The sequence below is a fragment of the Fenollaria massiliensis genome, assembly GCF_023347705.1.
Classification (GTDB): Bacteria; Bacillota; Clostridia; order Tissierellales; family Peptoniphilaceae; genus Fenollaria; species Fenollaria massiliensis.
In genome coordinates, this window is record NZ_CP096649.1 from 702,737 (window position 1) to 728,351 (window position 25,615).

Sequence of the window (25,615 nt, forward strand, 5' to 3'; positions counted from 1 at the left end):
GAAAAAATGTATTTTCAAGATTTAATGATGAATCTACTAAATTATTGGAAGGATAAAGGCTGCTTAGTAATGGAGCCTTATGACGTTGAAAAAGGCGCAGGAACGATGAATCCACACACATTCCTTAGGTCACTTGGACCTGAACCATGGAGAGTTGTTTATGTAGAGCCATCAAGAAGACCAGCAGACGCAAGATATGGTGAAAACCCAAACAGAGTCTATCAACACCATCAATTACAAGTAATTCTTAAGCCATCGCCATACGATGTGCAAGATTTGTATCTAGACAGCTTAAAAGCAATAGGCATAGCCCCATTGAAACACGACATAAGATTCGTTGAAGACAACTGGGAATCACCCACACTTGGAGCGTGGGGACTAGGCTGGGAAGTTTGGCTTGACGGGATGGAAATAACTCAATTCACATATTTCCAACAAGTTGGTGGACTTAATTTAGATTTAGAATCCTCAGAATTAACTTATGGACTAGAAAGAATAGCTATGTATTTACAAGATGTTGACAATGTATATGATATACAATGGAACGAAAACTTTACTTATGGAGACATATTCAAAAAGGCTGAGTACGAGCATTCTGTATATAGTTTTGAACTTGCTGACAAAGATTTATTACAAGAAATGTTTGAAAGATATGAAGCTGAATGCAAAAGAATTATCAAGAAAGGACTTATACTTCCAGCTTATGATTATGTACTTAAGTGCTCACACACATTTAACGTGCTTGACGCGCTTGGAGCTATATCCGTTTCACAAAGAGCAAATTATATACTAAAGGTTAGAAGCTTAGCTAAGCTGATAGCAAGTAAATATGTAGAGCAAAGGGAAGAGATGGGATTTCCTTTTACTAAGAAAGTAGGTTTTAATAATGGCAAATAGATATTTATTGGAAGTAGGCATGGAAGAACTACCTGCTAGCTACTCAAAATTAGCTATAGAACAATTTAAAAATGCTTTTGAAAAATTATTAAATGAAAACTCATATAAAGACTTTGAAGTTAATGTTTATACAACACCAAGACGAATTACAACTATAATTGACAATATCATTGAAAATGAAAGCATTGAAAAAGAAGAGATAAAGGGACCATCTAAAGCTATATGCTTTGACCAAGATGGTAATCCTAGCAAAGCTCTTCAAGGATTTTTAAAATCAAAAGGTCTAAGCTTTGATGACATCTTTTATAAAGAATTAGGCGGAACAGAATATGTATTTGCATCTGTTGAGCACAAGAGTTTAAGCTTTACTGAGCTTATTGAAGCGAACGTAGAAAGCATTATAAGAAAGATAGTTTTCCCTAAATCAATGAAATGGGGCGGAAGAGATTTAAGATTTGCTAGACCAATCAGATGGATAGTCTCACTTTACAATGATAAAGTTGTTAAATTTAATTTAGAAGATATCAGAGTATCAAATTTAACAAATGGCCATAGATTCTTGTCAAGGAAAGACATTGAAATACCAGATGCTCATGATTATATGAAGATTATGGAAGATAGCTTTGTTATTGTTGATAACAGCGAAAGAAAGGCTAGAATAAGACTAGAATCAGAAAGACTAGCAAAATCAGTTGGTGGATCAATACAAAATGATGATGCGATTATTGATCAAGTTAATAATCTAGTTGAGTATCCTACACCACTACTTGGAACAATTAAGGATCAATATCTAGAGCTTCCAGACGAAGTAGTTATCACACCAATGAAAGATCACTTAAGATACTTCCCAGTAGTTGACTCGAAGAACAGACTTATGAATCATTTCATCACAGTTAGAAATGGTGATGACAAATATATAGACATAGTTAGAAAGGGCAATGAAAAAGTTCTTGCTGCTAGACTTGAAGATGCAAAATTTTTCTTCAATGAAGATAGAAAGAAAAATCTTGAAGACTATGTTGAAGATTTAAAAACAATAGTATTCCAAGATAAATTAGGAACGCTTTATGATAAGACCATAAGAAATATGAAACTTTCTGAAAAGATTTGCAATGACTTAAACGTAGGCGAAGAAACTCTTGAAACTACTAAGAGAGCTGCATATCTTTCTAAAGCAGACCTTGCTACAAAGCTAGTAGTTGAATTTACTGAATTACAAGGCGTTATGGGTAAGATCTACGCGAAATTATCAGGCGAGCCAGTAAGCGTTCAAGAAGCAATCTATGAGCATTATTTACCAAGATTTGCTCAAGACTCGCTACCAACAACAACTGCCGGTGTTGTACTTGCAATGGCTGATAAACTTGATACTATTTCAGGATTATTCTCAATTGGCACTAAGCCAAGCGGATCACAAGACCCATTTGGTATAAGAAGAGCTACTTTGGGTATTATTAATATAGTATTAGAAAAATCTTTGGATATATCTATCGATTCACTAGTTGAAGAAACTTTATATAACTATGTTAATGTTAATGAGCTTAAATTTGACTATGATGAAGTAAAGAAGAGCGTTCTAGACTATATAGAAACAAGATTTATAGGTATATTACAAGATAATAATTATAATATAAATTTAATAAAAGCAGTTATGAATAAAAATAAAGATTTAAATTTATTAAATATAAAACAAAGTCTTGCTAAACTTGATAGCATTAAAGATAGCAATGAATTTGTTGATGCGATAGCTGCATTTAGAAGAATATATCAAATATCTAAAGGTAAAGAATTCGAAAAAGTTGACCCTAATCAAGATATCATGGAAGAAAGCGAAAAAGAATTATTTAATTTATATTCAGATTTAAAGACTAAAAATATTAATTTAACCGTGATAGATATAGTTGAAGCAATTAAGGTGCTTGCAAGATTTAAGTCTAGCATCGATAAGTTCCTTGACTCAACTATGGTCTTAGTTGACAACAAACTTATAAAAAACAACAGACTTTCATTGATATCACTAGTTCTTAATGAATTTAACTCTGTATTAGATTTTAAAGAAATAGAGGAGATTTAATTGAACGATATAACTATATTTGTAATTTCAGACTCTATAGGCGAAACAGCTGGTAAGATTGCAAGATCATGTATTAAGCAATTTTCTCCAGATGCTTACGAGATTAAGAGATTCCCTTATGTCGATAGCAAAGACAAGATATTTAATGTTTTTGAAAAGGCAAAACTTGTTCCTTCAGTAGTTATTTTTACTACTGTACTTGAAGAGCACGCCCAATATATTGAAGCTTTAGGAAAAAAGTACAATATACCTACAGTTAATGTAATGAGTAAAGTTTTGGAATCTATTGAATCAGTATTACATCAAGCGCCTATTAGAGAAGCAGGACTAATCAGAAGACTCGATCAAGAGTATTTTGACAAAGTTTCTGCCATAGAATTTGCAGTTAAATATGATGACGGCAAGGACCCAAGAGGTATAATCTTAGCGGATGTAGTTTTGCTAGGTATATCTAGAACGTCTAAAACACCGCTTTCTATGTATTTAGCAAATAAAAATTACAAAGTAGCCAATGTTCCGCTACTTCCTGAGATAGAACCGAGCGAATTTTTATATGATAAGGACAAAAGAAGAATTTTCGGTTTAATAGCTTCTGATAGAAAGATTAATGAAATTAGAGTCGAGAGAATGAAGTCCTTAGGAATCGAAGACATAGGCAACTATGCTTGTACAGACAGAATTAATGAAGAGCTTAGATATTCTAAGGAAATCATGGACAAGCTTGGCTGCCAAGTTATTGACGTTACAAATAAAGCTATAGAAGAAACAGCTTCTATCATTATTGATAGCTTAACTAGGGACTTTGGTGAGATTGATGATTAATTTTAGAGAAAATTACGAGGCTTTTCAAAATTCTTACCTTTCTGAATATGCTTGTAAGTGTTCAGACACAAAGGGAAGAAAGATTAAAGAGGAAAAGTGCAATATTAGAACTGATTTTCAAAGAGACAGAGACAGAATACTTCACTCAAAAGCGTTTAGAAGACTTAAACATAAAACACAAGTATTCTTAGCGCCACAAGGAGATCACTTTAGAACAAGACTTACTCATACACTAGAAGTTAGCCAAATTGCTAGAACCATAGCGAGAGCTTTAAGACTAAACGAGGACCTTGTTGAAGCCATTTCTTTAGGCCACGACTTAGGCCATACACCATTTGGCCATGCTGGCGAGAGCGCTCTTAATGAAAGATGTAAGGAATTTGGAGGATTCAAGCACTATGAGCAAAGCTTAAGAGTAATTGATGTACTTGAGAAGAGAAATGGTAAGTTTGGCCTAAATCTTTGTGAAGAAGTAAGAGATGGTATACTTAATCACAGCGGTCAAAATGAAGCTTTTACACTTGAAGGAAAATTGGTTAAATTTGCAGACAGAATCGCTTATATCAATCATGACATAGATGATGCTATCAGAGCAGGAATACTAGCGGAAAAAGATATACCAAAAGATTTAATAGAAATTTTAGGTGATTCACACTCAAAAAGAATAAATACACTTATTACAGATATACTAAAGGAAAGCTACGGACAAAATCATATTGCCATGTCTAATGAGATAGGCGAGGCGATGGAAGCCTTAAGAGCTTTTATGTTCAAAGAGGTTTATTTCAGCCCGCTTACTACTAAAGAGCATAATAAAGCAAAAAGTTTAATATCAATGCTATATGATTACTACGAAGAGCATCCTGATAAATTACCTGACAATATTAAAGAGATACAAGCAAGCGTAAATCAACAAATTTGTGACTACATCGCAGGAATGTCTGATATATACGCGATTAATGAGTTTAACAAGATATATGTACCACAAACTTGGAAGAGTGAGGTTATAAAATGAAAGTAATTAATGCAGCAGTCATTGATAAAATTAAAGAATTTAATAACATAGAAGATGTAATCGGAGAAAATATTAAACTTGAGAAAAAAGGTACATCTTATACTGGCTTGTGCCCATTTCACAAGGAAAAGACTCCTTCTTTCCATGTTAATAGCAAAGACGGCTACTACAAATGTTTTGGTTGCGGAGAAGCTGGGGACGTTATTACTTTCATAGAAAAGTATAAAAATTATTCTTTTCAAGAAGCAGTTGAATATCTTGCAGATAGAGCAAATATAACTCTTCAAGAAGCTTCAGTTAAAAAAAAACTGAAAATGATCTCATAGAGAAATTTTATGATATCAATAAAACAGCTCTTGATTTCTTTCAAAATCAAATACTTAAGTCAAAAATTGCTATTGACTATTTGATGAAGAGAAAATTAAATAAAGATACTGTTTTAAAATATCAACTAGGCTATGCACCAAACGAGTGGACAGCACTTAAAGATTATTTATTAAGCAAAGGATATAATGAAGAATTTATTATAAGAGCAGGCCTTGCTAAGAGAAAAGAAGGCAAAGACAGCTCTTATGACACTTTTAGAAATAGACTAGTATTTCCTATAGTTGATTCACATAACCATGTTCTTGGCTTTAGTGCTAGAAGCCTTGATAACAGTATGCCTAAATATCTAAACACAAGCGAAAATATTGTGTTTAAGAAAAGAGAATTATTATTTGGTTACAATATATATAAAAAAGAAGCAGATAGAGATAAGATTTTATTAGTTGAAGGAAATATCGATGTAATGAGTCTTTATCAAGCAGGTGTTAATTATGCTGTAGCTAATCTTGGCACAGCCTTTACGATTAACCAAGCTAATCTGCTTAAGAGAAATGCAAAAAAGATTTACATTTGCTACGACGGCGATAAAGCAGGCAAGAACGCAACTCACAAGGCTATAGAGATACTTAGGTCCATAGACGCAAAGTCAAATGTGGTCACACTACCAGAGGGCCTTGATCCAGATGATTTTATTAAAAAATATGGCCTTGCAGGATTTACGGCAAAATTAAATGAAGCAAAAAATTCAGTAGAGTATGAAGTTTCTGAGCTTATGGAGCTTTATGATGTCAACGACCCAGAAAGTCTTCTTCAGCTTATAAATGAAATTTCAAATCTATTATCAAAGATAAATGATAAGATTGAAAGAGAGATTTACATAGACTATATTTCAAGAGTCTACTCTATAGATAAAAGTCTTTTGACAAATCAAGTCTCAAAAACAAAATACGTTAACAAGTATAAAGAGAAATATACTGTACCAGAGGTACCAAAAATTAAAAAATTAGATATAGAAATTATCGATGAGAATCTTTTGATATATGCTTTAGCAGATATTAAATATTTTAAATATATAAATAAGGAAATTTCTATAGATAATTATAGTAAAGTGTTTAAAATTAATATGCCACTACTGAAGTCCAAATACGAGGGCAATGCCGATATAGAGCTTGATGACTTTGATATAGCTGATAAAGAAAATGCGCTTTTGGAGATTGATAGTATTAGAAAGAAATCTGAAGAATCTGCTTATACTAATCTCAAAGAATTATTAGAAAAAAGAGAAAAGCTAAAATCAAAGAACTATGTAAGCGATTTATTGAGTCAAATTAGTGATGGCAAAGGTGATGCCATGGAGCTTTTAAAATTAATAAAAAAGCACCGTGATAATGAATGATGAAGGGAAGTGTTCTTATGAAAAAAGCGAAGAATACTAAGGCAAATAAAATTCAAAAAGAAAATCTAAATGATGAGGCAATAAAGATTATTGATGACAACGTGAGTGAAGAAAAAAGACAGGCAATGTATGATCTTCTTAATGAAGGAAGACAAAAAGGTTTTGTCAACTACAAAGATATTGAAGATGGCCTTGATAAATTCGATGTAACAGAGGATGAGGTAATATCTTTCTATGATGCATTGGATGCGGCTCAAGTAAGTATTATTGATTCAAAAGAAAATGAGGACCAAGACATTCTTATAGATGAAGATTTTGATATAGATGAAGAAGATGATGATGAAAATATTGATTTAGACGAGATAAGGTCTTTTGAAGAAGAATTGAGCAAAGAAGAAAAACTTGAGGCAATTAAAGAAAAAGGGAAAAATAAAGTCATCATAACTGATGATCCAGTAAGGACATACCTTAAAGAGATAGGCCGTATACCATTACTTACATTTGAAGAGGAAGTTGATCTTGCTAAGAGGATTGAAGAAGGCGATGAAAGAGCCAAAGATCAATTGGCAGAAGCAAATCTTAGACTAGTGGTAAGTATTGCTAAGAGATATGTTGGTAGAGGCATGCAATTTTTGGATTTAATTCAAGAAGGAAACATGGGTTTAATCAAGGCAGTTGATAAATTCGAGCATAAAAAAGGCTTTAAGTTTAGTACTTATGCTACTTGGTGGATTAGACAAGCAATAACAAGAGCCATAGCTGACCAAGCAAGAACAATTAGAATACCTGTTCACATGGTAGAGACTATAAATAAACTTGTTAGAGCACAAAGACAATTGGTTCAAGAACTTGGTAGAGACCCACTTCCAGAAGAAGTTGCTGAACTTATGAACATGGATGTAGAAAAGGTAAGAGAAGTTCAAAAGATTGCTCAAGAGCCAGTTTCGCTTGAAACACCTATTGGCGAAGAAGAAGATTCTCACTTAGGAGATTTTATTCCAGACGAAGAAATACTTTCACCATCGGACGCGGCGACAAACACTATGCTTAGAGAGCAATTAATCACAGTTTTAGATACTCTTACAGATAGAGAAAGAAAAGTATTAGCTTTAAGATTTGGCCTTGATGACGGCAGAACAAGAACACTTGAAGAAGTTGGTCAAGCATTTGATGTTACAAGAGAAAGAATTAGACAGATTGAAGCAAAGGCTTTAAGAAAGCTAAAACATCCAAGTAGATCTAAAAAGCTAAGAGACTTCCTTGAACTATAATGAATTATTCATATAGATTAATTGAGATTGCAAAATCAGTTAAACAAGGCTCGTCACTAGTGGATGTTGGCTGTGATCACGGCTACATTGCTAAGATGCTTTTAGACTCAAATACAATTGATAAAGTTATAGAGAGCGATATTAGCGAAAAATCACTAGAAAAGGCTCAGATGCTTTTATCAGGAGAAAAGTATAAAGACAAAGTTAAATTCATTGTAAGTGATGGACTAGCTAATATTGATACAAGTGAGTACGATACTCTTTTAATCGCTGGTATGGGTGAAGAAACTATAATATCTATACTTAATACAAGCATTGAAAAAGTAAGATTCTTTAGTAATATCATTTTGCAAGCTATGGGCGAAGGCTCAAATATTAGAAAATATTTTAAAGAAAATGGCTTTTTTATAAAAAAGGAGCGTCTTTTTATAGAAAAAGATAAGTACTATAGGCTCTATGAGCTAAGTAACAAGGAAACCAATATTATAGACTATAAGTTTCCTGTAAACTTTGATGTTAATGACGTTCATTTTTTAAAAGTTTATTATGACAATGAAGTCAAAAACATTAAGAATATTTTAAAAAATATTAATAAAGAGAAAAACTTAATAAAATATAATGAACTAAACGAAGAATTAAATAAAATTTTACAATACATGGAGAAGATCAATGAAAAAAGATAAAATTATTGAAACAATAGAAAGCATCTTCCCAAAGGAGCACGCAGAGCCTTGGGATAATTCAGGATTGATTATAGATGCCGACAAAGAAGATATTAATAAAATTTATTTAAGCGTTGATCTCTTATATGATAATATTAATGAACTGGATGATGTGGATATGGTCATAACGCATCATCCTTTAATTTTTAAGGAAATAAAAGAGATTGACATGAGCGCTAGCTCTAAGCTTATTAAAAAGATGGTTAAGAATGACATAGTTTATTATAGTGCTCACACTTCTTTTGATATACAAAGAGTAGGCTTTTATAAATTTTATGAAGATGAATTAAAAATGAAAAACACTGACTTTGCCATAAAAGTAGATGATGATTTAGGTTATGGGATAAGAGGAGAAATTAGCGATTTATCTTTAAATACTTTAGCTGAAAAAATAAAAAATATTAATAAGGCAAAGTATATACAAGTTTATAAGAATAACGATAAAAATACTAAAATAATGATTTTAAATGGTAGCGGCAAAGATTTTTTAGACAATGTTCTTGAGTCTATGCCAGATACACTTGTTACATCAGATTTAGGTTATCATGACGTACAGGCACTAAGAAATGCAAAGATTAATCTAATCATGCAAGATCACAACAGCAGTGAATCTGCTTTTGTAAACATTATGGAAGATATTCTTAAAAAGAATTTTAGAGACATAGAAATAATTAAAAATTTCTCATCATTTACTGATAATATTGAAATTTTATAGAAATATTATAGAATTTTTATAATTTTTGTAGTATAATTAAATTTGTAATGAGTAAACCAGATGGTTGCGTGCTTAGGCATGAGGAAAGTCCGTGCTCCATAGAGCAGAATGCTGGATAACGTCCAGTGAAGGCGACTTCAAGGATAGTGCAACAGAAATAAACCGCCATTATTGGTAAGGGTGGAAAGGCAGTGTAAGAGACTACCTACTTTTAGGCGACTAAAGGTGACATGTAAACCCCATTCGGAGCAAAACAAACAAGGGTCAAAGGTTATTGCTCGTAACCTCCTGTAAGGTAAGTTGCTTGATTTTAGTGGTAACACTAAAACTAGATAGATAACCATCTAATACAGAACACGGCTTATAGGTTTACTCATTTACATAAAATTTTCAGCAAGGGAGCTATTAAATGAAAACAAAAACAAACACTATTACAAAAGCGGCGATAATCGCCACACTTTACACAATACTAATACTTTTACAAACGGTATTACCATTTCAACAATTGACATTTGGACCAATACAATTAAGATTAGCCGAAGGACTTACAGTTCTTCCTCTAATGGAGGCTGCAGCTGTACCTGGACTTTTCGTAGGATGCTTAATTTCTAACATATTTTTATCATTTATGTCAGGTTATGGCATGATAGATATTATATGCGGAAGCTTAGTAACATTACTTGCAGCTTATTTAACAAGAAAATCAAAATCTAAATACTTAGCAATGCTACCACCTATTATATTAAATGGATTTTTAGTATCAATCTGGGTATCATATTTCTCAAATATACCATATTTCACTACAGTTTTAGGAATCATGGGCGGAGAAGCAATAAGTGTTGCAGTATTTGGATCATTAATTTATTATATTTACGATAAAAGAATTAAAAAGGTGATTTAATGAAAAAAAGAAGAATAATTACAATAACTGTATTAATATTTATACTTATTGCGATTATATGGAAGATAAACTCATGTGTATCATGGATGTATAAGCCTTATGACCCTAATGACGACACTGAATATACTATAGAGATACCAGAAGGCAGTGGCGCTTCTTATGTAGCGAAAGAGCTTTATGATAAAAAAATAATTAGAAATGGAACTGCTTTTAAAGATGTGCTTAAAGACAATGATCTTGAAAAACACATAAAGAGCGGTACTTTTAAGGTGAAAAAATCTATGACTTTGCTAGAAATTGCGAATATTATAGCTGGTGAAGGAGAAGCTCCAAAGGGCGAAACTGTTAAAGTAACAATACCAGAGGGCTTTGAGCTTACTCGTATTGCGCAAAGACTTGAGGAAAAAGGATTAGTCTCTAGTGAAGACTTTTTAAATGAATGCAAAAATGTTGATAAATATAAAGAAAAGTATGAATTTTTATCTAATATAAATAATGAAACTTTAGAAGGATTTTTATTCCCAGCAACTTATGATATTGCTATGGGATCAAGCAGCGAGGAAATCATAACTATGATGCTTAATGCTTTTAATAATATTTATAGCAAAATTAGCTCTGAAGTTGATGATTTAAATAAGCTTATCACTTTAGCTTCAATTGTAGAGAGAGAAGCTAAACTTGAAGAAGAAAGACCTATCATAGCAAAGGTATTTTTAAATAGAATTGATAAAAACATTAGGCTTCAATCATGCGCTACAATTCAATACGCGCTTGGCGAAAGAAAGCCAAAGCTTTCAAACGAAGACTTAAAGATTGACTCACCATACAACACATATACACATGATGGACTCCCTCCAGCACCTATTTGTAATCCTGGTGAAGCATCGATTGTTGCAAGTCTTCATCCAGCTGATGTTGACTACTTATACTTTGTAGTTAAACCTGGCTCAGACGGCGCACATAATTTCTCTTCTGATTATAATAAGTTCTTAAATGATAAAAAGGATTACAAGAGCAACAATGATTAGTCAATTTATAGATGAGGATGTTTTTAAATATATAGAAAATTTTTCCTCTGAAAGAGAGAATTTTAAAGAGCTTGTTGATTATGCTGAAAATAATAGAGTGCCTATTGTTTCACAAGATGTGGCAAGATTTATAGAGCTTTTGCTTAAAATTATTAAGCCTAAAAATATTTTAGAGATAGGTTCAGCTATAGGCTATTCGTCTTTAATTATGTCCAAAGCATCAGATGCTAATATATTAACCATAGAAAAAGATGAGGAAACTTTTAAGATATTAAAAGAAAATCTTAAGAAATATGATACGGATAATAAAATAAAAGCTATCAATGACGATGCTATAAGCGCATTGAAATCTATGGATAAAGAAGAAAAATTTGATTTTTGCTTCATTGATGCGAATAAATCACAATATGAAGAGTATTTAAACTTAGTATATGATTTAACAAGAGACAACGCTCTCATACTTATAGATAATATTTTATTTAGAGGCTTTGTGGCAAAAGATGAAGACAATAAAAGATATAGAACTATAATAAAGAATTTAAAAAAATTTATAGAAGATGTTAAAAGCGATAAGAGATTCACAGCAAGTTTACTTACTGTTCACGACGGCTTATTGCTTTTAAGGAAGGAGTAAGATGAAAAAAGTAGAATTACTAGCACCAGCAGGTGATTTAGAAAAGTTTAAAACTGCTATACAATATGGAGCTGATGCTGTTTACTTAGCTGGAGACAAGCTAGGTTTAAGAACTGCTTCTAAAAATTTTAGTTTAGATGATATAAAAGAAGCAACTAAAATTGCTCATGATTTAGACAAAAAAATTTATTTAACACTTAATGTTATATCGCACAACAAAGACTTAGAAGGTGTTGATGAGTATATACAAAGTTTAGATGAGGCTGGCGTAGATGCTTTTATAGTCTCAGACCCAGGTATATTTCAAAAAGTTAAAACTCTTGCGCCAAGTAAAGAAATTCATATAAGTACTCAAGCAAATATTACAAATACTGCTACAGTTGAGTTTTGGAAGAGTCTTGGAGCAGATAGAGTTATACTTGCTAGAGAATTAAGTTTAGAGGAAATAAAAGAAATAAAGGACGAAGTAAGAGATAGCATCATGATTGAAGCCTTTGTCCATGGAGCGATGTGCATGAGCTACTCGGGTAGATGCCTTTTATCAAACTTCATGACAGGAAGAAGTGCTAACATGGGCGACTGCGCTCATCCATGCAGATATAAATACTATCTTATGGAAGAGACAAGACCTGGCGAGTACTATCCTATAACAGAAGATGAGAAAGGATCATACATCATGAACTCAAAGGATCTTTGCATGATTAACTATATTCCAGAGCTAATTGAAGCTGGGGTTGATTCATTCAAAATCGAGGGTAGAGTAAAGTCTGAATACTATGTTGCTACAGTCATTAATCAATATAGAAGAGCTATAGATGATTATTATGAAGATATTGAAAAATATAAATACAATAGAGACAATAACATTTATTTAGAAGAGATAATGAAGGTTAGTCACAGAGACTTTACTACAGCATTCTTCTTTGGAGATGTTAAGGAAGCGTCACTAACTTATGACAACTCTTCGTATATTAGGCTGTATGACTTCATTGCAAGAGTTTTAGACTACGATGAAGATAAAAAGCTTATGAAGGTTCAAGAGAGAAATAAATTCTCCATCGGAGACGAAGTAGAGATATTTGGACCAAAATTTTATGATAAATTTACCATAAATAAAATTTATGACGAGAACATGAATGAGGTAGATAATATAAACACACCTATGAAGGAAGCATATATACCTTATGATAAAAAAGTCGAATATAATTATATGATTAGAAGGAAGGCAAATGAATAAATTATCTTCTTTATATGACGATAAGGGCATACTAGAGATACAAAGTAGTAAAGCTGAAGAATTTATTAAAAATACAATTGACTACGCCATTAATAATAGAGCTAGCGATATACATTTTGAACCTTATGATAAATATATATTGATTAGACTTAGAATTGATGGCGAACTTGTGTTTTTTAAAAAGATTAATAAAAATGCTTATCAAAACATTGTCAATATAATTAAAATTAAGTCTGAGTGTGATACTGCGATTAAATTTGCACCACAAGACGGAAGATTTAGCCATGGCGATGTTGATCTAAGAGTTTCCTTTATCGATGCTATATATGGAGAGAAAATTTGTATTAGAATTCTAAACAATAAAGAGATGTTTACTATTGACAATATAGGTTTGTCAGAGAAAGCAAAAGAATTATTTAATAAGATTGTTAAGTATAAATATCAAATGACTATAATAACTGGACCAACTGGATCAGGTAAAAACTCAACTATGTACACTATGCTTAATAACTTAGATAAAAAGCGTCTAAGTATTGTTAGCGTTGAGGACCCTGTTGAGTATAGAGTTAATGATATTGATCAAATTGAAATACATGATTATAAAGATATAACATTTGCAAATACACTTAGGGCCATACTAAGACAGGACCCTGATGTCATAGCCATTGGCGAAATAAGAGACGAAGAATCTGCACAGATAGCTGTAAGAGCTTCTCTAACTGGTCACAAAATAATTACGACTCTTCATAGTATGAGCCCTGTAACTAGCATTAACAGACTATTAGAGATGGATGTAGAGGCTTCGTATTTATTTACTTCATTAAACGCCATAATAAATCAAAGACTTGTTAAGCGATTAAAGTCATCTTATGAAGACATAGATTTTGAGGATGATGGCGACAAATACTTTGGCAGAATTGCTGTTTTCGAGATAATGCTTATCAATGATAAGATAAGAGACCTATTACTAAAGAATAATACTAAGCTAAGCAGTGAAATTTATAATGAAATGAAAAAGCTTTCTGATTACGTTAGCTTTGAAGACTCGATAAATTACTTACTTGAACATAAGTTTATAGACGAGAAAACTTATGAAGAGTTCAAAGAAGGCGACATCAATGAAATTTGAAATAATTTTTGAAAATAATAAATCTGAAAGCATAAGTGCAAAAAATATTTATGAAGCTTTTCAAAAATCTAAAGAAAAAGAAATAGATTTCATGGATGTAAAATATTTTAGGCCTGCTAAAATATATAGAATTTTTAAGATAAATAATGTTAGTAAAAAGCACATAGCAAATTTTTTTAGAATAATTGCTTTCAATCTTAAAATAAGTAATAATTTACCTCAGATTTTGGAGCAAATGTATCAAAACTCATCAGCTCTAAGTGATCCATTGAAAAATTATTATCCATTAATTAAGGAGCTTATTGAGCACGGCTTTACCTTGTCAGAGATATTAGCAAAGCTTGATATACTTGATAATTTATCATTACTTAGTTTAAGAATAGCTGAAAAGTCTGAGCATATAAAATCAAGCAAAAACTCAAAAGACCTCTCAGAGCAAATTCTTGAGATAAGTGAAAATCTTTATGAACAAGAAGAGTATAAAAATACCATAAACAATATAATGATAAAACCAAAATTTTTAATGGCGGCTTTACTAGCGTTTATTATCATGATTATAGTATTTTTAGTTCCACAGTTTTCATATCTTTTTGATAATGACATGAATTTGATGCCAGATAGTCTAAAACTTTTACTTATTGTAAGTAATTCCATCAAATATAATTATATATATTATATACTTGGTATAATAATATTATTTATTGCCTTTGCTATACTAAATAAAAACGATGGCTACTTATATGTAAAGCAAAGATATTTACTAGAATCGAAAAATGGCTTATACAAGACAAGGATAAACTACAGAATTTTATATTACATGCTTAGCATGCTTAGATCAGGAAGCAAAATAAATGAGATATTTGATTTCTTTTCAAAAAATTTTGATCTTATATATCTAAGGAAAGAATTTGAAAGAATGACTAAGATGCTAAACGAAGGAGAGACGCTTCATAATGTGCTTGATTCAAGCCATATATTCTTAGACGATGTAAAGACCATACTCATAACTGGATATGAAGCAGAAAATTTAGCCGAGATCATCGAAAATGTCTTGTCGCTATACAAGAGAGATTTAAAGAGAAGACTTGATAAATTTGTAAACTCAATTGAGCCAATAATGACCATAATTATGGGACTAGTTATAATGCTGATACTTTTAATGGTATTTAAGCCAATGTATGATTCAATGACAAGTATTATTTCATAGAGGGAGGAAGTTCTTATGAAAAAGTGTAAAATGAAAAAAGGATTTACTTTTGTAGAGATAATCATCTCTATAGCTATAGTTGCTATACTTATTGCTGTTGCAATACCAGCTTATAAAGCAATCAAGACAAGCGCTGAAAGAACTGCGCATAATGCAAATGTTGACCAAGTAAGTTCAGTTGCTTTATTATATTTTACAGATTTTCCTAAAGAAAAGAGCGTTACATCGGAAGTTTTATTCAAGCAAGGCTACTTAAAGAATGATGTTAAGGTGCCTTCATCAATACCTGCAGGAACTGGAAATGATAGTAAGATATATACAGTTACTGTTGATGACAACGGTGTAATAAAAGTTAGCCCAGATAAAGTTGAAGCTAAGAAGACAACAGGCGAATAAGATATATCAATGCTCATAGCTTTATATACAGTTCTAACACTTATACTTTTATATATTTCTTATAAAGATATAAAAGAAGCTCAGTACAATAATTTTTATTTCTATTTATTAATAATTATAGTCTCAGCTATTGCGATATCAACAAATCTTTCATATATAAAGATAGGTCTGATATACTTAGCTTTATTTCTTTCGCATATTTTTAAGGATAAGTATATAGAATATATTGGCGATGGAGACGTTGATCTATATATTTTGCTTTTTATGATATTTTCATTTCAAAAGTATTTAATTTTAATAATAATTTCTACCATAAGCGCAATAATTGTAAATCTTATCAAAAATCATGTCAATAAGAAAAATGATAGAGCAGTTAGACTTGTTCCATATATAAGTTTTGCGTTTTTAATTATTATGCTCTTTGATTTATTTAAGGAGAAGATCCTATGAAAAATATTATGTATATTGATTCATCATATATTTTACTTAATAATAATAAAATTAAAATTGCAGAAAAAATTAACTATGATGATACTGATAAAAAAGCTAGCCTTAAGTATTTATTTAAAAAATTTAAAGACAATAAATATTTGAACAAGGACACATCTTTGTTAAAAATTAATGATTATGATGAAGATTTATCTGAATATATCAGCAGTTTAAACAAAATTGATTTATTAGCATTAAATTTGAAAGATTATAAGATTTCAAAAATGATTACAGATGAGGCTCTATATAAGTATGACGAGATAAGTGCTTCTTATGAAAGAACCGGTTTTGATATTAATTTATATAATTTAGATAGTGAGCAGCTTGAAAATTATTTATTAAATCAAGCAAATAATACAGATGGCAAGGTACTTGTACTTTTAAAGACAAAAAAATTAGAAGAAGCGGAAAATCTTGTATATCTTAGAGATTTATTTGAATTAATAAGCCCAAAATATAAGAGCAAGTTTAATACATCTTTATTTATAAATATCGCGCTAGACATCACTATTCTAGCTTTATTTTTATTGTTAATTATGAGGTTTATTAGATGAGAAAGTACATAAATAAAGGCATAATTATAACATTACTAATAATAGCAAATTTATTTTTAAAGGCAAACAAAGAAATGCCTAATTATGAAAAAAGTGAGATTAAGAAGAGATTTACTCTTACTAGTGAAAAGAATGAATCACATCTTAAAAGAGCCAAAAAAATAAATATTGCAAAGCATGATGATACGCTAAATAATATAAGCAAAAATGAAATAATTAATAAGGTTTTGATGTCTACAAGCACTAGCTTTATTCCAAACTATCAAGATTACGATGAAGATCCTTTTGATTTAATGAACGAAGATGCTGGTTTTATTGATGACATAGATGAGTATGACGCTGAGGCAATAGTACTAGATGCAGGCAATGAAAATTCAATAAAAGAAAAGTGGTCTTCTAGCAATGCTAGTCTTTATTATGAAGATGAGAAGAATATTATTTATTCTAATAATGAAGGCTCTAATATAATTTTAACTCCAAATAGCTCAGCTATTATAAATAAAGAATATGTAAAAATTGATTTTAATGGCTGTAGTGATGCGAAATTAAAAATAATTAAAGATGGTCAAATTAAAGAAATAAACTTAAGCGGCGCGTCAGATTTTAAATATTTCTATATTGGAAAGGAGCTAAAGGGTTCAAGTATTGTATCAATTGAGTTTATTAGCGATGTTAAGAAGGCTTTTTATCTATCTATAGGTGAGATTGATTATGAATAAAAAAGGATTTACATACATCGATACAGTTATTTCTCTATGTGTGGCAGCATTAATCATATCGATGTTTATACTAGCTTATTTGCATTTTACTAAATATAGCGAAAGAGCAGAGATGAAAAATATTGTTCAAATAATTAAAAAGTCAAGGCTTAGCGCTATAATGCAAGGCGCGGACATCGATATAGTTTTGGATGATGATGAAATTATTATTACAGATGCAAATAAGTTTAAAAAAGTTTATAAGCTTAAACATCTTAAATTTCAGTCTAAGGAGCATTTTTATTTCACTAGTGAAGGTGGAACAAAAAGTTTTATGGAAAAATTTTATGCAATTGTACTATCAAAAAATTCTAAAAAACAATATAAAGTAATAATTGCAGCGGTTGGAGGACAGGTTAGGTATGAAGAAATATAAAAAAGCGCTTACAATGCTAGATATTGTAGTTTCTTTTGCTATACTTTCTTGCTTTATACTTTTTCTGTCTATTTTTTTGAAAAATTTTATGGCTTTGGAAAAAGATAATAAAAAACTTAGACAAGCCGATAATTTTGCAAGCAACGCTATGGAGATACTTAGATCAGATGAATCTAACGATGTATATGCAATTACTGATAAGATAAAAGCAAATTTAGGCGAAGATACTAAATTTAATCTTGTCAAAGAAGCATATACAGGCGGTCTATATACATTTACACTATACATTAATGATAAAGAAGGAAATACTTATGAAGAATATCAGATCATCAAATAAGAGAGCTGAGTCCTTAATAGAGCTTGTAATGGCACTATTTCTTTTATCATTAGTGCTTTTTGAGGCGAGTTCACTTTTAAAAAATTTTACAAGCTTTTCTCAAAGATATGAAAAAAATCTTGAAAGTGAAGATGATATCAATCTATTCTTTTCATTTATGGAAAATGATTTTACTCTATATAGCACTGTAAGCGTCAAGAGCGATTCCATACATTTTGAAAATAAAAATAAAAGTGGTCTTAAGTCCTGCGATTACATCATTAGCAATGCTAAAATAAAAAGAGTCGCCGGAACTAAATTGACAGGAATAACATACTTTTTAAACGATGTAGAAGATATTTCTTTTACATATAATGAATATGATGGCATCATTATTATGCAGATAAAAGTTAAGGACAAGGAATATAAAAAGATTTTCAGCACAAATGACGTAGAGGTGATAAAATGAAGAAGGGCAGCGCAAGTTTGGTCGTTTTATCTATAATGTTTTTGCTAACAGCTCTTTTGATTTATCTTTTTGAATACGTTAGCATTGAAAGAATGATGTATAAGAATAGGTCTCAGATGAAACAATTTATTTATAATAAAGAATCTGTAGAAAATATAATTACTAAAGACATAGAAGCCACTTATCTCAATGGCGGCGACATAAGTGATATTATAAATAAAGATTACTCAGTATTTGAAGGACAAAAAGTAAAAATCTCTCTTAATGATGTAACAAAAAATAGCGCAATAGTGGTTAATTATTCAGAGCTTATGCCAAATAATAAAGAAAAGATTAAAGAGACAGAATATTCACTTCTCAACAGAATATTTTTAAATGATCATATAACAAAGAAAGAAAAAGAAGATTTTTTAAATTTAATTAAAGAAAATGAAATGCAAGAATTTACTGTAGAAGAGATAAATAATTATTTTGCTAATAAAAATGAAAGAGCAAAATATTTTGATTATGGAGATGCCATAGTAAAAATATCACAAGATTCTAGCGAGCATGATATCAAAGCTAATATTATTGGCTCAGGAATATTAATTATTGAAGGCGATATAAATATACATGGTATGGTAGATTTCGTAGGATTAATAATCATAAATGGCAAGCTAAATATAGATGGCGATAGCGATATCTATGGAACAGTGATTGACATTGAAAACAATTCTAAACTTAATTATATAAATTCACTTAATACTACGTATAAAAATTGTAAAAAATACAAGGGAATAATTAAACTTACTAAGTCGAACTATTAATGCTTCGACTTTTTATATAAAAATATTAATATTATTAAAAAAATACTTGTTAAATTACAAAATTACTGATATAATAGACTTAGATTATAATATAGGAGGAAATATATGTTATCAGCAAGTGATTTTAGAAATGGCGCCACATTCGAATGGGATGGAGACGTTTATCAAGTTTTGGAATTCCAACATGTAAAGCCAGGAAAAGGAGCAGCTTTTGTTAGAGCAACTATCAGAAGTGTTCTTAGTGGTGCTACAAAGGAACTTACATTTAACCCAACTGAAAAATTTAACGACGCACAATTAGAAACAAAGGAAATGCAATATCTTTACAATGATGATGCACTTTACTATTTTATGGACAATGAAACATATGAGCAACTTCCACTAAACAAGGACGAAGTTAGTGAAGCAATTCAATTCTTAAGAGAAAATGACACAGCAGTTATCAGATTCTACAAGGGAAAAGCATTTTCAGTTCAAGCACCAAACTTTGTTGAACTAGAAGTTACTCAAACAGAACCTGGTGTTAAAGGTAACACTACTACTGGAGCAACTAAACCAGCTACTGTAGAAACAGGCTTTACATTAAATGTACCACTATTTGTTAATATTGGTGATAGAATTAAAATTGACACAAGAAGTGGAGAATATTTATCAAGAGTTTAAGGAGGTAGAAAAATGTACGAACTATCAAAGAGAGTTTCTTATTTAAAGGGACTTGCAGAAGGCTTAGGCTTGAATGAAGAAAGCAAAGAAGAAAAGATTTTAAGTGAGATCATTGACATACTAGATGAGATGGCTGAAACAGTTTGCGACAACGAAGTTGCAATTGAAGACCTAGAAGACTACATCTTCGAAGTTGATGAAGATCTTTCATACTTAGAAGATGATGTATATGGCGATGATTACGAAGATTATGATGATGACGATGACTACGATTTCGATGATGATTATGACTTCGATTATGATGACAATGATTATTTCGAATATCCAGATGAAGATGAGGAGGAAGACTCTAAGTAGAGTAATATATGGAAAATAACAATATTGGAAAGATTAATATTTCTGATGATGTTATAGCAACTATAGCTAGCAAGGCAACTTGCGAAGTTGAACATGTTTGCTCATTATCAGCAGGTATTGGATCGAACATTACTGATTTATTAGGAGTAAAAAATTTTAATAAACCAATTAAAATTGAAAGCAGTGAAGAAGGATGCATAATTGACATATATGTTGACATCGAATACGGCTCAAAGATTGACAAGGTTGGATACGATATTCAATCAAGTGTAAAAACAGCTGTTGAAGAGATGACTGACATACATGTAATACAAGTTAACGTTTATGTAAAAGGCGTTAAAGAAGCACCAAAGGCTAATAAATAATTTGATTAAACTCCAGTAATTGCGCTGGAGTTTTTTTAAAGACTAAGTGAGGGATAATATGTCATACGATAAGACAAGATTAAACTTAATGAATTCAATATATCAGCTTGATCTTAATAAATACAGCACGGTTAATGATTTAGATGGATTTTTTGAAACGCTTGAGATAAGTGATGAGAATAAAATCAAATTAGCAAAGAGAGTAGAAAATTTTATTGATAATAAAGAAAAAATCGATACAGAGTTAAAGAGTGTTCTAAAAGATGCTAAGCTTGAAAGACTATCATACATTGACAGAAGCTTATTAAGGCTTGCCATCTTTGAAATTATTATAGAACAAGATATTGCTTATCAAATTATTATTAACGATATAGTTGAAATTGCTAAAAATTTCTCAGACGATAACTCATATAAATTTATAAATGCAATTTTAGGCGACTACGTAAGGAATTATTATAATGAATAAATTCACTGTAACTGGCCTTAACGACTACATAAAGGATGTTTTGGCAAATGATTTTCTTTTGCAGGAGATATATGTTGAGGGCGAAGTAGCGGATTATAAGAAAAATAATTCGGGACACTTATACTTTTTGATTAAAGATGAGAGCTCTAAGATTAAATGTGCATTTTACTGTTATAAAAATGAAGAAGAGATTACGCTTGAAAATGGCATGAAGGTCTTTATCAAGGGAAAGATTTCGACTTACGACCAAAACAGCACCTATCAGATCAATGTTGACTATGTGGAAGAGCTTGGCATAGGTAAACTTAAAAGAGAGTTTAGAAAAACGCTTGAAAAGCTTGAAAAAGAAGGCCTATTTGACGAAGAGCATAAAAAAGAAATACCAAAGTATCCAAGAAGGCTTGGTCTCATCGCTTCATCAACGAGCGCAGGCTTTAGAGATATAGTCAAGGTGCTTAGACGAAGGACCAATATGATTGACATAATTCTATATGATTCCTTCGTTCAAGGGGATATGGCTGTAGCTAATATCAATAGGGGACTTGATTATTTTAACCAAAAGAATGATGTTGAATTGATACTCATCGCAAGAGGCGGTGGCAGTTACGAAGAGTTAGCAGTTTTTAACGATGAGAGCATGGCGAGAAAGATATTTGCATCCAAGATACCTGTAATGACAGCAATTGGCCACCAGATAGATAGCTTTATAGCAGACCTTGTAGCAGACAAAAGATGTGCAACACCATCAGAAGCGGCTGAAATTATATCAAAGTACTACTATGAACTACCAGATTTACTAGATCAAAGCATAATACAGATAAGTTTTTTAATGAATCACTATATTTCAAGTGAAGAAAGCAATTTAAAAAACAAAAGAGATTTGATTAATAGCTTGAATACCAAGACTCTAATTGATAATTTTTATTCAAAGACAAATAATCTTATGATATTAATTAAAAAAGAGATGGATAAGTACATTTATTTTAAAGAGAAAAAAGTCGATATGCTCGCTTCAAGGCTAATTTATTCATCAGTTAGCAAAAGGATAGATGAAGCGAATAACACTATTGAGAAGAGAATTGTCAATATCAATCAAGCTATGAATAACAAGCTAAGCGCAATGACAGAAGATTTACAAAAATTTAAGCTAAGGCTTACTATTAACGATATTTACAAGACTTTAAGAAGAGGTTATTTCTTAGTAAGTGATTTAGATAATAAAACCATAAAAGATGCTAATGATATAAAAGTAGGCTCGGATATATTTATTAAGTCGTACAATAGCAGTATTAAAGCTCATGTGTTGGAGGTAAATAATGACATTAAATTATGAAAAAACATTAGATAACTTAGACGATATTCTTGAAAAACTACAAAGTCAAGAGCTAAGTTTAGATGAAAGCATAGATGAATTTGAAAAAGCGGTAAAACTTTATAAAGAATTGAATAAAAAATTAAGCGAAGCTAAGATGAAGATCAAAAAGATTGAGATAGACGATTTAAATCTATCAAAAGAGATTGATTATGATGTTGAGGACAATGATTTTGAAACCATTGACTCATTCAAAGACTTTGGCGAAGCACACGACGACGATTTGGACTACGACGATGATGAATATTAATACATTCAAGGAAAACTTTGATAAGAGACTCCCTATGGAGCTAAAGCCATATCTTAATGACGACGTCATCTCAGAGGCCATAGAATATGCTTCATACGACGCAGGCAAGAGACTTAGGCCATTTATTCTACATAGCCTTGGAAGCGAGCTAGAACTTGATAAAAGACTTGTAAATGCTTTTGCGGTTGCGCTTGAGTTAATACACAATTACTCCTTAGTTCATGATGATTTGCCAGCTATGGATAACGATGATTATAGACGCGGTAAATTCACAGTTCATAAAAAATATGGCGAGGCAAATGCAATTTTGTGTGGCGACGCGCTTTTGAACTTGTCAATGGAGTATTTAGCTCACAAGCTTAGAGACAATGATAATAAAAACATTTTAAAAGCAATGAGCTATATGTATAGGTCATCAGGCGTTAAAGGCATGATACTTGGCCAGTCAGAAGACATTCGCATGGAGAGTGGCGATATAGGCGAATATACTTACGATGATTATAAAACGATGATACTTAATAAGACAGGAAGACTTTTTAATATAGCTTTTCTAGTTCCATGTATATTAGCTGATAAAGATGAAGATACAATGAAAAATGTTTTAATCTTCTCACGTTTATTCGCAATGAGCTTTCAAATAAAAGACGACCTAGATGATTTGAAAGAAAATAAAGAGATAGATGGCAATAATATACTTAAGTTTCATTCACTTGAAGAGGCAAAAGAGATACTTGAAGAAAATTTAAAGAAGATGAAGGCGCTTCAAGCAAAGCTTAATTACGAAACAACAAAGTACTCATTAGAATTAATTAAATAATTATATCTAAAGACATAATAATTTTAAAATTACTATGTCTTTTTTTATGATCTAAGTTGATTATTAATCAGCATGTGATATAATGAATATAGATATAAGTTGCGTGGAAGGGGATATAAATCATGAAAAAGAATGCTATCATATCATTTTGTCTTATAATGCTTTTAGTAATAGTGTCAATTTTTTCTTACAATTTCTATATTAACACTAAGACAAATGACATAAGGGCAATTAATTTAAAAGACTTGGAGCATAAAGAATTTAATTTAAGCAAAGAGGATTACATAGAAGATTTTAATTTCGCATACAATACCTTGAAAGAGCATTATCCATTCTTTGAAGTTAATAAAAAATTATATGGTGTTGATTGGTTAAGCAATAAAGAAAAGTATGAAGCATATATTGCTAAATCAAAAAACGACGCAGACTTTTTTAGTAGAATGACTTATGTTTTAGCCGAGCTTCATAATGGACATACTCATTTAATGCCAGAAGATTTTGCAATGCATATGTATGTGCTTTACTACACTTTCCCAAATAGCTCCTGGAGACATGATATCGCTAAAATGTATGAGAAAGACAATGTTAGAAGAAGATACAATATTAATAACGAAACAGTAAAGAAATATGTTGCTGAAAATATAAAGAGCGACGATGAAGTAAATAAGACTTATTCTAAAAATCTTATGACTGAAAATATAATTAAAGATAAACTCGCATATATCAGAATTAGCTCACTTATAGGTGAGCAATACATCAATCAAGATAAAGATATTGTTATTAATTATCTTAATGAAATAAAAGATTATCCTTTCTTGATAATAGATATAAGAGGCAATGGCGGTGGTGATAGCAGATATTGGCAAGATTTTTTAATTCCAAAAATAATAGATAGAAAATATGAAACAAAAAATTATCTCTTAATTAAATCGGGAAAATTATATGAAAAAATGTTTAAACAGCTACAATTTAAAAATGATGTAAAAACTTTCTTAGATAATTCCTCATTTAACAATGATGTGAAAAAGATTCTTAGTGATTTTGATGGATACGGTATCTCGGACATGTCTATTGAACCAAAAGAGGACTCTATTCACTTCAAAGGAAAGATATATCTTTTAGTAGATAATGGAGTTTATTCTTCAGCTGAGATGCTTGCATCATTTTGTAAAGAAACTAAGTTGGCTACCTTAGTTGGAAGCAGAACTGCTGGAGACGGTATTGGCATTGATCCAATGCAAGTAGACCTACCTAATACTGCTTTTGTTATGAGGTTCTCAAATGTAATGGGCTTAACAGGATCTGGTTCTATTAATGAATTAGATCAAACAGTGCCAGATATAATTGTTCAAGAGAGTGAAGAGGACAAGACAGGCTATCTTGAAAATCAAAGGATAATAAAAGCGGTGATGAGAGATGCTGGTCTTAGTAAATAGATGTAAAGCAATATATAGTCTTTATTGTAAGAAAATTTATAAAAATTTATAAAAACTACTTGAAATATCGATACTTATATGATATAATCTAGTGGTTAATGTGATAAGAGAGGTGAAAAAAATGAAAAAGGACATACATCCAGAATTTAAAGAAGTAACTGTTACATGCGCATGTGGCAACACATTTGTTACAGGATCAACAAGAGACGAGTTAAAAGTAGAAGTTTGCTCTGAATGTCACCCATTCTTTACAGGTAAACAAAAGTTTACTGAACGTGGTGGCCGTGTAGAGAAATTCAAGAAGAGATACAAAAAAGATGAAAATTAGCAGACTTTTTTCTGCTAATTTT

Annotated in this window: 32 protein-coding genes and 1 other RNA gene; all 33 read left to right on the forward strand. The window is 30.9% G+C overall.

Going from position 1 to position 25,615, the window contains the following annotated elements; genetic code table 11:
* Positions 1-6: 6 nt before the first annotated feature.
* The 33 genes from glyQ (at position 7) to rpmE (ending at position 25,593) form a co-directional block, all read left to right on the forward strand.
* Positions 7-897: a glycine--tRNA ligase subunit alpha gene (gene glyQ / locus M1R53_RS03630; protein WP_249243103.1), complete on the forward strand. Its 891-nt coding sequence runs from the start codon at positions 7-9 to the stop codon at positions 895-897.
* Complete coding sequence (glyS, locus tag M1R53_RS03635; protein ID WP_249243104.1) at positions 887-2,971, forward strand: glycine--tRNA ligase subunit beta; 2,085 nt, start codon at positions 887-889, stop codon at positions 2,969-2,971. Before glyQ ends, glyS begins: the two co-directional genes overlap by 11 nt.
* Positions 2,972-3,793 carry a pyruvate, water dikinase regulatory protein gene (locus tag M1R53_RS03640; protein ID WP_249243105.1) on the forward strand — a complete coding sequence of 274 codons (822 nt, stop codon included), beginning with the start codon at positions 2,972-2,974 and terminating at the stop codon, positions 3,791-3,793.
* Entirely contained in the window at positions 3,789-4,808 is a 1,020-nt protein-coding gene (locus M1R53_RS03645; RefSeq protein ID WP_428979553.1) for a deoxyguanosinetriphosphate triphosphohydrolase, read from the forward strand. Before M1R53_RS03640 ends, M1R53_RS03645 begins: the two co-directional genes overlap by 5 nt.
* Positions 4,805-5,134, forward strand: a complete 330-nt coding sequence (locus tag M1R53_RS03650; RefSeq protein ID WP_249243107.1) for a CHC2 zinc finger domain-containing protein — start codon at positions 4,805-4,807, stop codon at positions 5,132-5,134. Before M1R53_RS03645 ends, M1R53_RS03650 begins: the two co-directional genes overlap by 4 nt.
* A gap of 14 nt (positions 5,135-5,148) precedes the next feature.
* Positions 5,149-6,531, forward strand: coding sequence for a DNA primase (gene dnaG, locus M1R53_RS03655; RefSeq protein ID WP_346428871.1), 1,383 nt, complete (start codon positions 5,149-5,151; stop codon positions 6,529-6,531).
* A gap of 17 nt (positions 6,532-6,548) precedes the next feature.
* A complete protein-coding gene (gene rpoD / locus M1R53_RS03660; RefSeq protein WP_249243108.1) occupies positions 6,549-7,802 on the forward strand; it encodes an RNA polymerase sigma factor RpoD in 1,254 nt (417 codons plus the stop codon).
* Positions 7,802-8,485: a class I SAM-dependent methyltransferase gene (locus M1R53_RS03665; protein WP_249243109.1), complete on the forward strand. Its 684-nt coding sequence runs from the start codon at positions 7,802-7,804 to the stop codon at positions 8,483-8,485. Before rpoD ends, M1R53_RS03665 begins: the two co-directional genes overlap by 1 nt.
* Positions 8,472-9,239, forward strand: coding sequence for a Nif3-like dinuclear metal center hexameric protein (locus M1R53_RS03670; protein ID WP_249243110.1), 768 nt, complete (start codon positions 8,472-8,474; stop codon positions 9,237-9,239). The genes M1R53_RS03665 and M1R53_RS03670 overlap by 14 nt, the downstream gene beginning before the upstream one ends.
* 48 nt (positions 9,240-9,287) lie before the next feature.
* An RNA gene (gene rnpB, locus M1R53_RS03675) (RNase P RNA component class A) lies at positions 9,288-9,619 on the forward strand.
* Positions 9,620-9,648: 29 nt separating this feature from the next.
* Positions 9,649-10,140 carry a QueT transporter family protein gene (locus tag M1R53_RS03680; RefSeq protein ID WP_019214781.1) on the forward strand — a complete coding sequence of 164 codons (492 nt, stop codon included), beginning with the start codon at positions 9,649-9,651 and terminating at the stop codon, positions 10,138-10,140.
* Complete coding sequence (mltG, locus tag M1R53_RS03685; protein WP_249243111.1) at positions 10,140-11,168, forward strand: endolytic transglycosylase MltG; 1,029 nt, start codon at positions 10,140-10,142, stop codon at positions 11,166-11,168. Before M1R53_RS03680 ends, mltG begins: the two co-directional genes overlap by 1 nt.
* On the forward strand, positions 11,161-11,802 hold the full coding sequence (locus M1R53_RS03690) for an O-methyltransferase (RefSeq protein WP_249243112.1): 642 nt from the start codon (positions 11,161-11,163) through the stop codon (positions 11,800-11,802). Before mltG ends, M1R53_RS03690 begins: the two co-directional genes overlap by 8 nt.
* A gap of 1 nt (position 11,803) precedes the next feature.
* Entirely contained in the window at positions 11,804-13,039 is a 1,236-nt protein-coding gene (locus tag M1R53_RS03695; RefSeq protein WP_249243113.1) for a peptidase U32 family protein, read from the forward strand.
* A complete protein-coding gene (locus tag M1R53_RS03700; RefSeq protein WP_249243114.1) occupies positions 13,032-14,168 on the forward strand; it encodes a GspE/PulE family protein in 1,137 nt (378 codons plus the stop codon). The genes M1R53_RS03695 and M1R53_RS03700 overlap by 8 nt, the downstream gene beginning before the upstream one ends.
* Complete coding sequence (locus M1R53_RS03705) at positions 14,131-15,375, forward strand: type II secretion system F family protein (RefSeq protein ID WP_249243115.1); 1,245 nt, start codon at positions 14,131-14,133, stop codon at positions 15,373-15,375. The genes M1R53_RS03700 and M1R53_RS03705 overlap by 38 nt, the downstream gene beginning before the upstream one ends.
* 15 nt (positions 15,376-15,390) lie before the next feature.
* Positions 15,391-15,771 carry a prepilin-type N-terminal cleavage/methylation domain-containing protein gene (locus M1R53_RS03710; RefSeq protein ID WP_070598783.1) on the forward strand — a complete coding sequence of 127 codons (381 nt, stop codon included), beginning with the start codon at positions 15,391-15,393 and terminating at the stop codon, positions 15,769-15,771.
* Between the two features lie 9 nt (positions 15,772-15,780).
* On the forward strand, positions 15,781-16,221 hold the full coding sequence (locus tag M1R53_RS03715) for a prepilin peptidase (protein WP_249243116.1): 441 nt from the start codon (positions 15,781-15,783) through the stop codon (positions 16,219-16,221).
* Positions 16,218-16,814: a hypothetical protein gene (locus M1R53_RS03720; RefSeq protein ID WP_249243117.1), complete on the forward strand. Its 597-nt coding sequence runs from the start codon at positions 16,218-16,220 to the stop codon at positions 16,812-16,814. Before M1R53_RS03715 ends, M1R53_RS03720 begins: the two co-directional genes overlap by 4 nt.
* Positions 16,811-17,533 carry a hypothetical protein gene (locus M1R53_RS03725; RefSeq protein WP_249243118.1) on the forward strand — a complete coding sequence of 241 codons (723 nt, stop codon included), beginning with the start codon at positions 16,811-16,813 and terminating at the stop codon, positions 17,531-17,533. The genes M1R53_RS03720 and M1R53_RS03725 overlap by 4 nt, the downstream gene beginning before the upstream one ends.
* Positions 17,526-17,948 (forward strand): hypothetical protein, encoded by a 423-nt coding sequence (locus M1R53_RS03730; RefSeq protein WP_249243119.1) that lies wholly within the window; start codon positions 17,526-17,528, stop codon positions 17,946-17,948. The genes M1R53_RS03725 and M1R53_RS03730 overlap by 8 nt, the downstream gene beginning before the upstream one ends.
* Positions 17,935-18,285, forward strand: coding sequence for a type II secretion system protein (locus M1R53_RS03735; protein ID WP_249243120.1), 351 nt, complete (start codon positions 17,935-17,937; stop codon positions 18,283-18,285). The genes M1R53_RS03730 and M1R53_RS03735 overlap by 14 nt, the downstream gene beginning before the upstream one ends.
* Positions 18,260-18,733, forward strand: coding sequence for a hypothetical protein (locus tag M1R53_RS03740; protein ID WP_249243121.1), 474 nt, complete (start codon positions 18,260-18,262; stop codon positions 18,731-18,733). The genes M1R53_RS03735 and M1R53_RS03740 overlap by 26 nt, the downstream gene beginning before the upstream one ends.
* A complete protein-coding gene (locus M1R53_RS03745) occupies positions 18,730-19,539 on the forward strand; it encodes a hypothetical protein (RefSeq protein WP_249243122.1) in 810 nt (269 codons plus the stop codon). The genes M1R53_RS03740 and M1R53_RS03745 overlap by 4 nt, the downstream gene beginning before the upstream one ends.
* Positions 19,540-19,644: 105 nt before the next feature.
* Complete coding sequence (efp, locus tag M1R53_RS03750) at positions 19,645-20,202, forward strand: elongation factor P (protein ID WP_019213476.1); 558 nt, start codon at positions 19,645-19,647, stop codon at positions 20,200-20,202.
* A 12-nt stretch (positions 20,203-20,214) separates the two neighbouring features.
* Positions 20,215-20,559, forward strand: coding sequence for a CD1247 N-terminal domain-containing protein (locus M1R53_RS03755; protein ID WP_249243123.1), 345 nt, complete (start codon positions 20,215-20,217; stop codon positions 20,557-20,559).
* Between the two features lie 8 nt (positions 20,560-20,567).
* Positions 20,568-20,924 (forward strand): Asp23/Gls24 family envelope stress response protein, encoded by a 357-nt coding sequence (locus M1R53_RS03760; RefSeq protein ID WP_019213478.1) that lies wholly within the window; start codon positions 20,568-20,570, stop codon positions 20,922-20,924.
* Between the two features lie 58 nt (positions 20,925-20,982).
* On the forward strand, positions 20,983-21,390 hold the full coding sequence (gene nusB, locus M1R53_RS03765; protein ID WP_249243124.1) for a transcription antitermination factor NusB: 408 nt from the start codon (positions 20,983-20,985) through the stop codon (positions 21,388-21,390).
* Positions 21,383-22,723, forward strand: coding sequence for an exodeoxyribonuclease VII large subunit (xseA, locus tag M1R53_RS03770; protein ID WP_249243125.1), 1,341 nt, complete (start codon positions 21,383-21,385; stop codon positions 22,721-22,723). The genes nusB and xseA overlap by 8 nt, the downstream gene beginning before the upstream one ends.
* Complete coding sequence (gene xseB / locus M1R53_RS03775; RefSeq protein ID WP_249243126.1) at positions 22,707-23,012, forward strand: exodeoxyribonuclease VII small subunit; 306 nt, start codon at positions 22,707-22,709, stop codon at positions 23,010-23,012. The genes xseA and xseB overlap by 17 nt, the downstream gene beginning before the upstream one ends.
* A complete protein-coding gene (locus M1R53_RS03780; RefSeq protein ID WP_249243127.1) occupies positions 22,999-23,829 on the forward strand; it encodes a polyprenyl synthetase family protein in 831 nt (276 codons plus the stop codon). The genes xseB and M1R53_RS03780 overlap by 14 nt, the downstream gene beginning before the upstream one ends.
* A 122-nt stretch (positions 23,830-23,951) precedes the next feature.
* Positions 23,952-25,265 carry a S41 family peptidase gene (locus tag M1R53_RS03785; RefSeq protein ID WP_249243128.1) on the forward strand — a complete coding sequence of 438 codons (1,314 nt, stop codon included), beginning with the start codon at positions 23,952-23,954 and terminating at the stop codon, positions 25,263-25,265.
* Between the two features lie 121 nt (positions 25,266-25,386).
* Positions 25,387-25,593 (forward strand): 50S ribosomal protein L31, encoded by a 207-nt coding sequence (gene rpmE / locus M1R53_RS03790; protein ID WP_019213484.1) that lies wholly within the window; start codon positions 25,387-25,389, stop codon positions 25,591-25,593.
* Positions 25,594-25,615 lie beyond the last annotated feature (22 nt).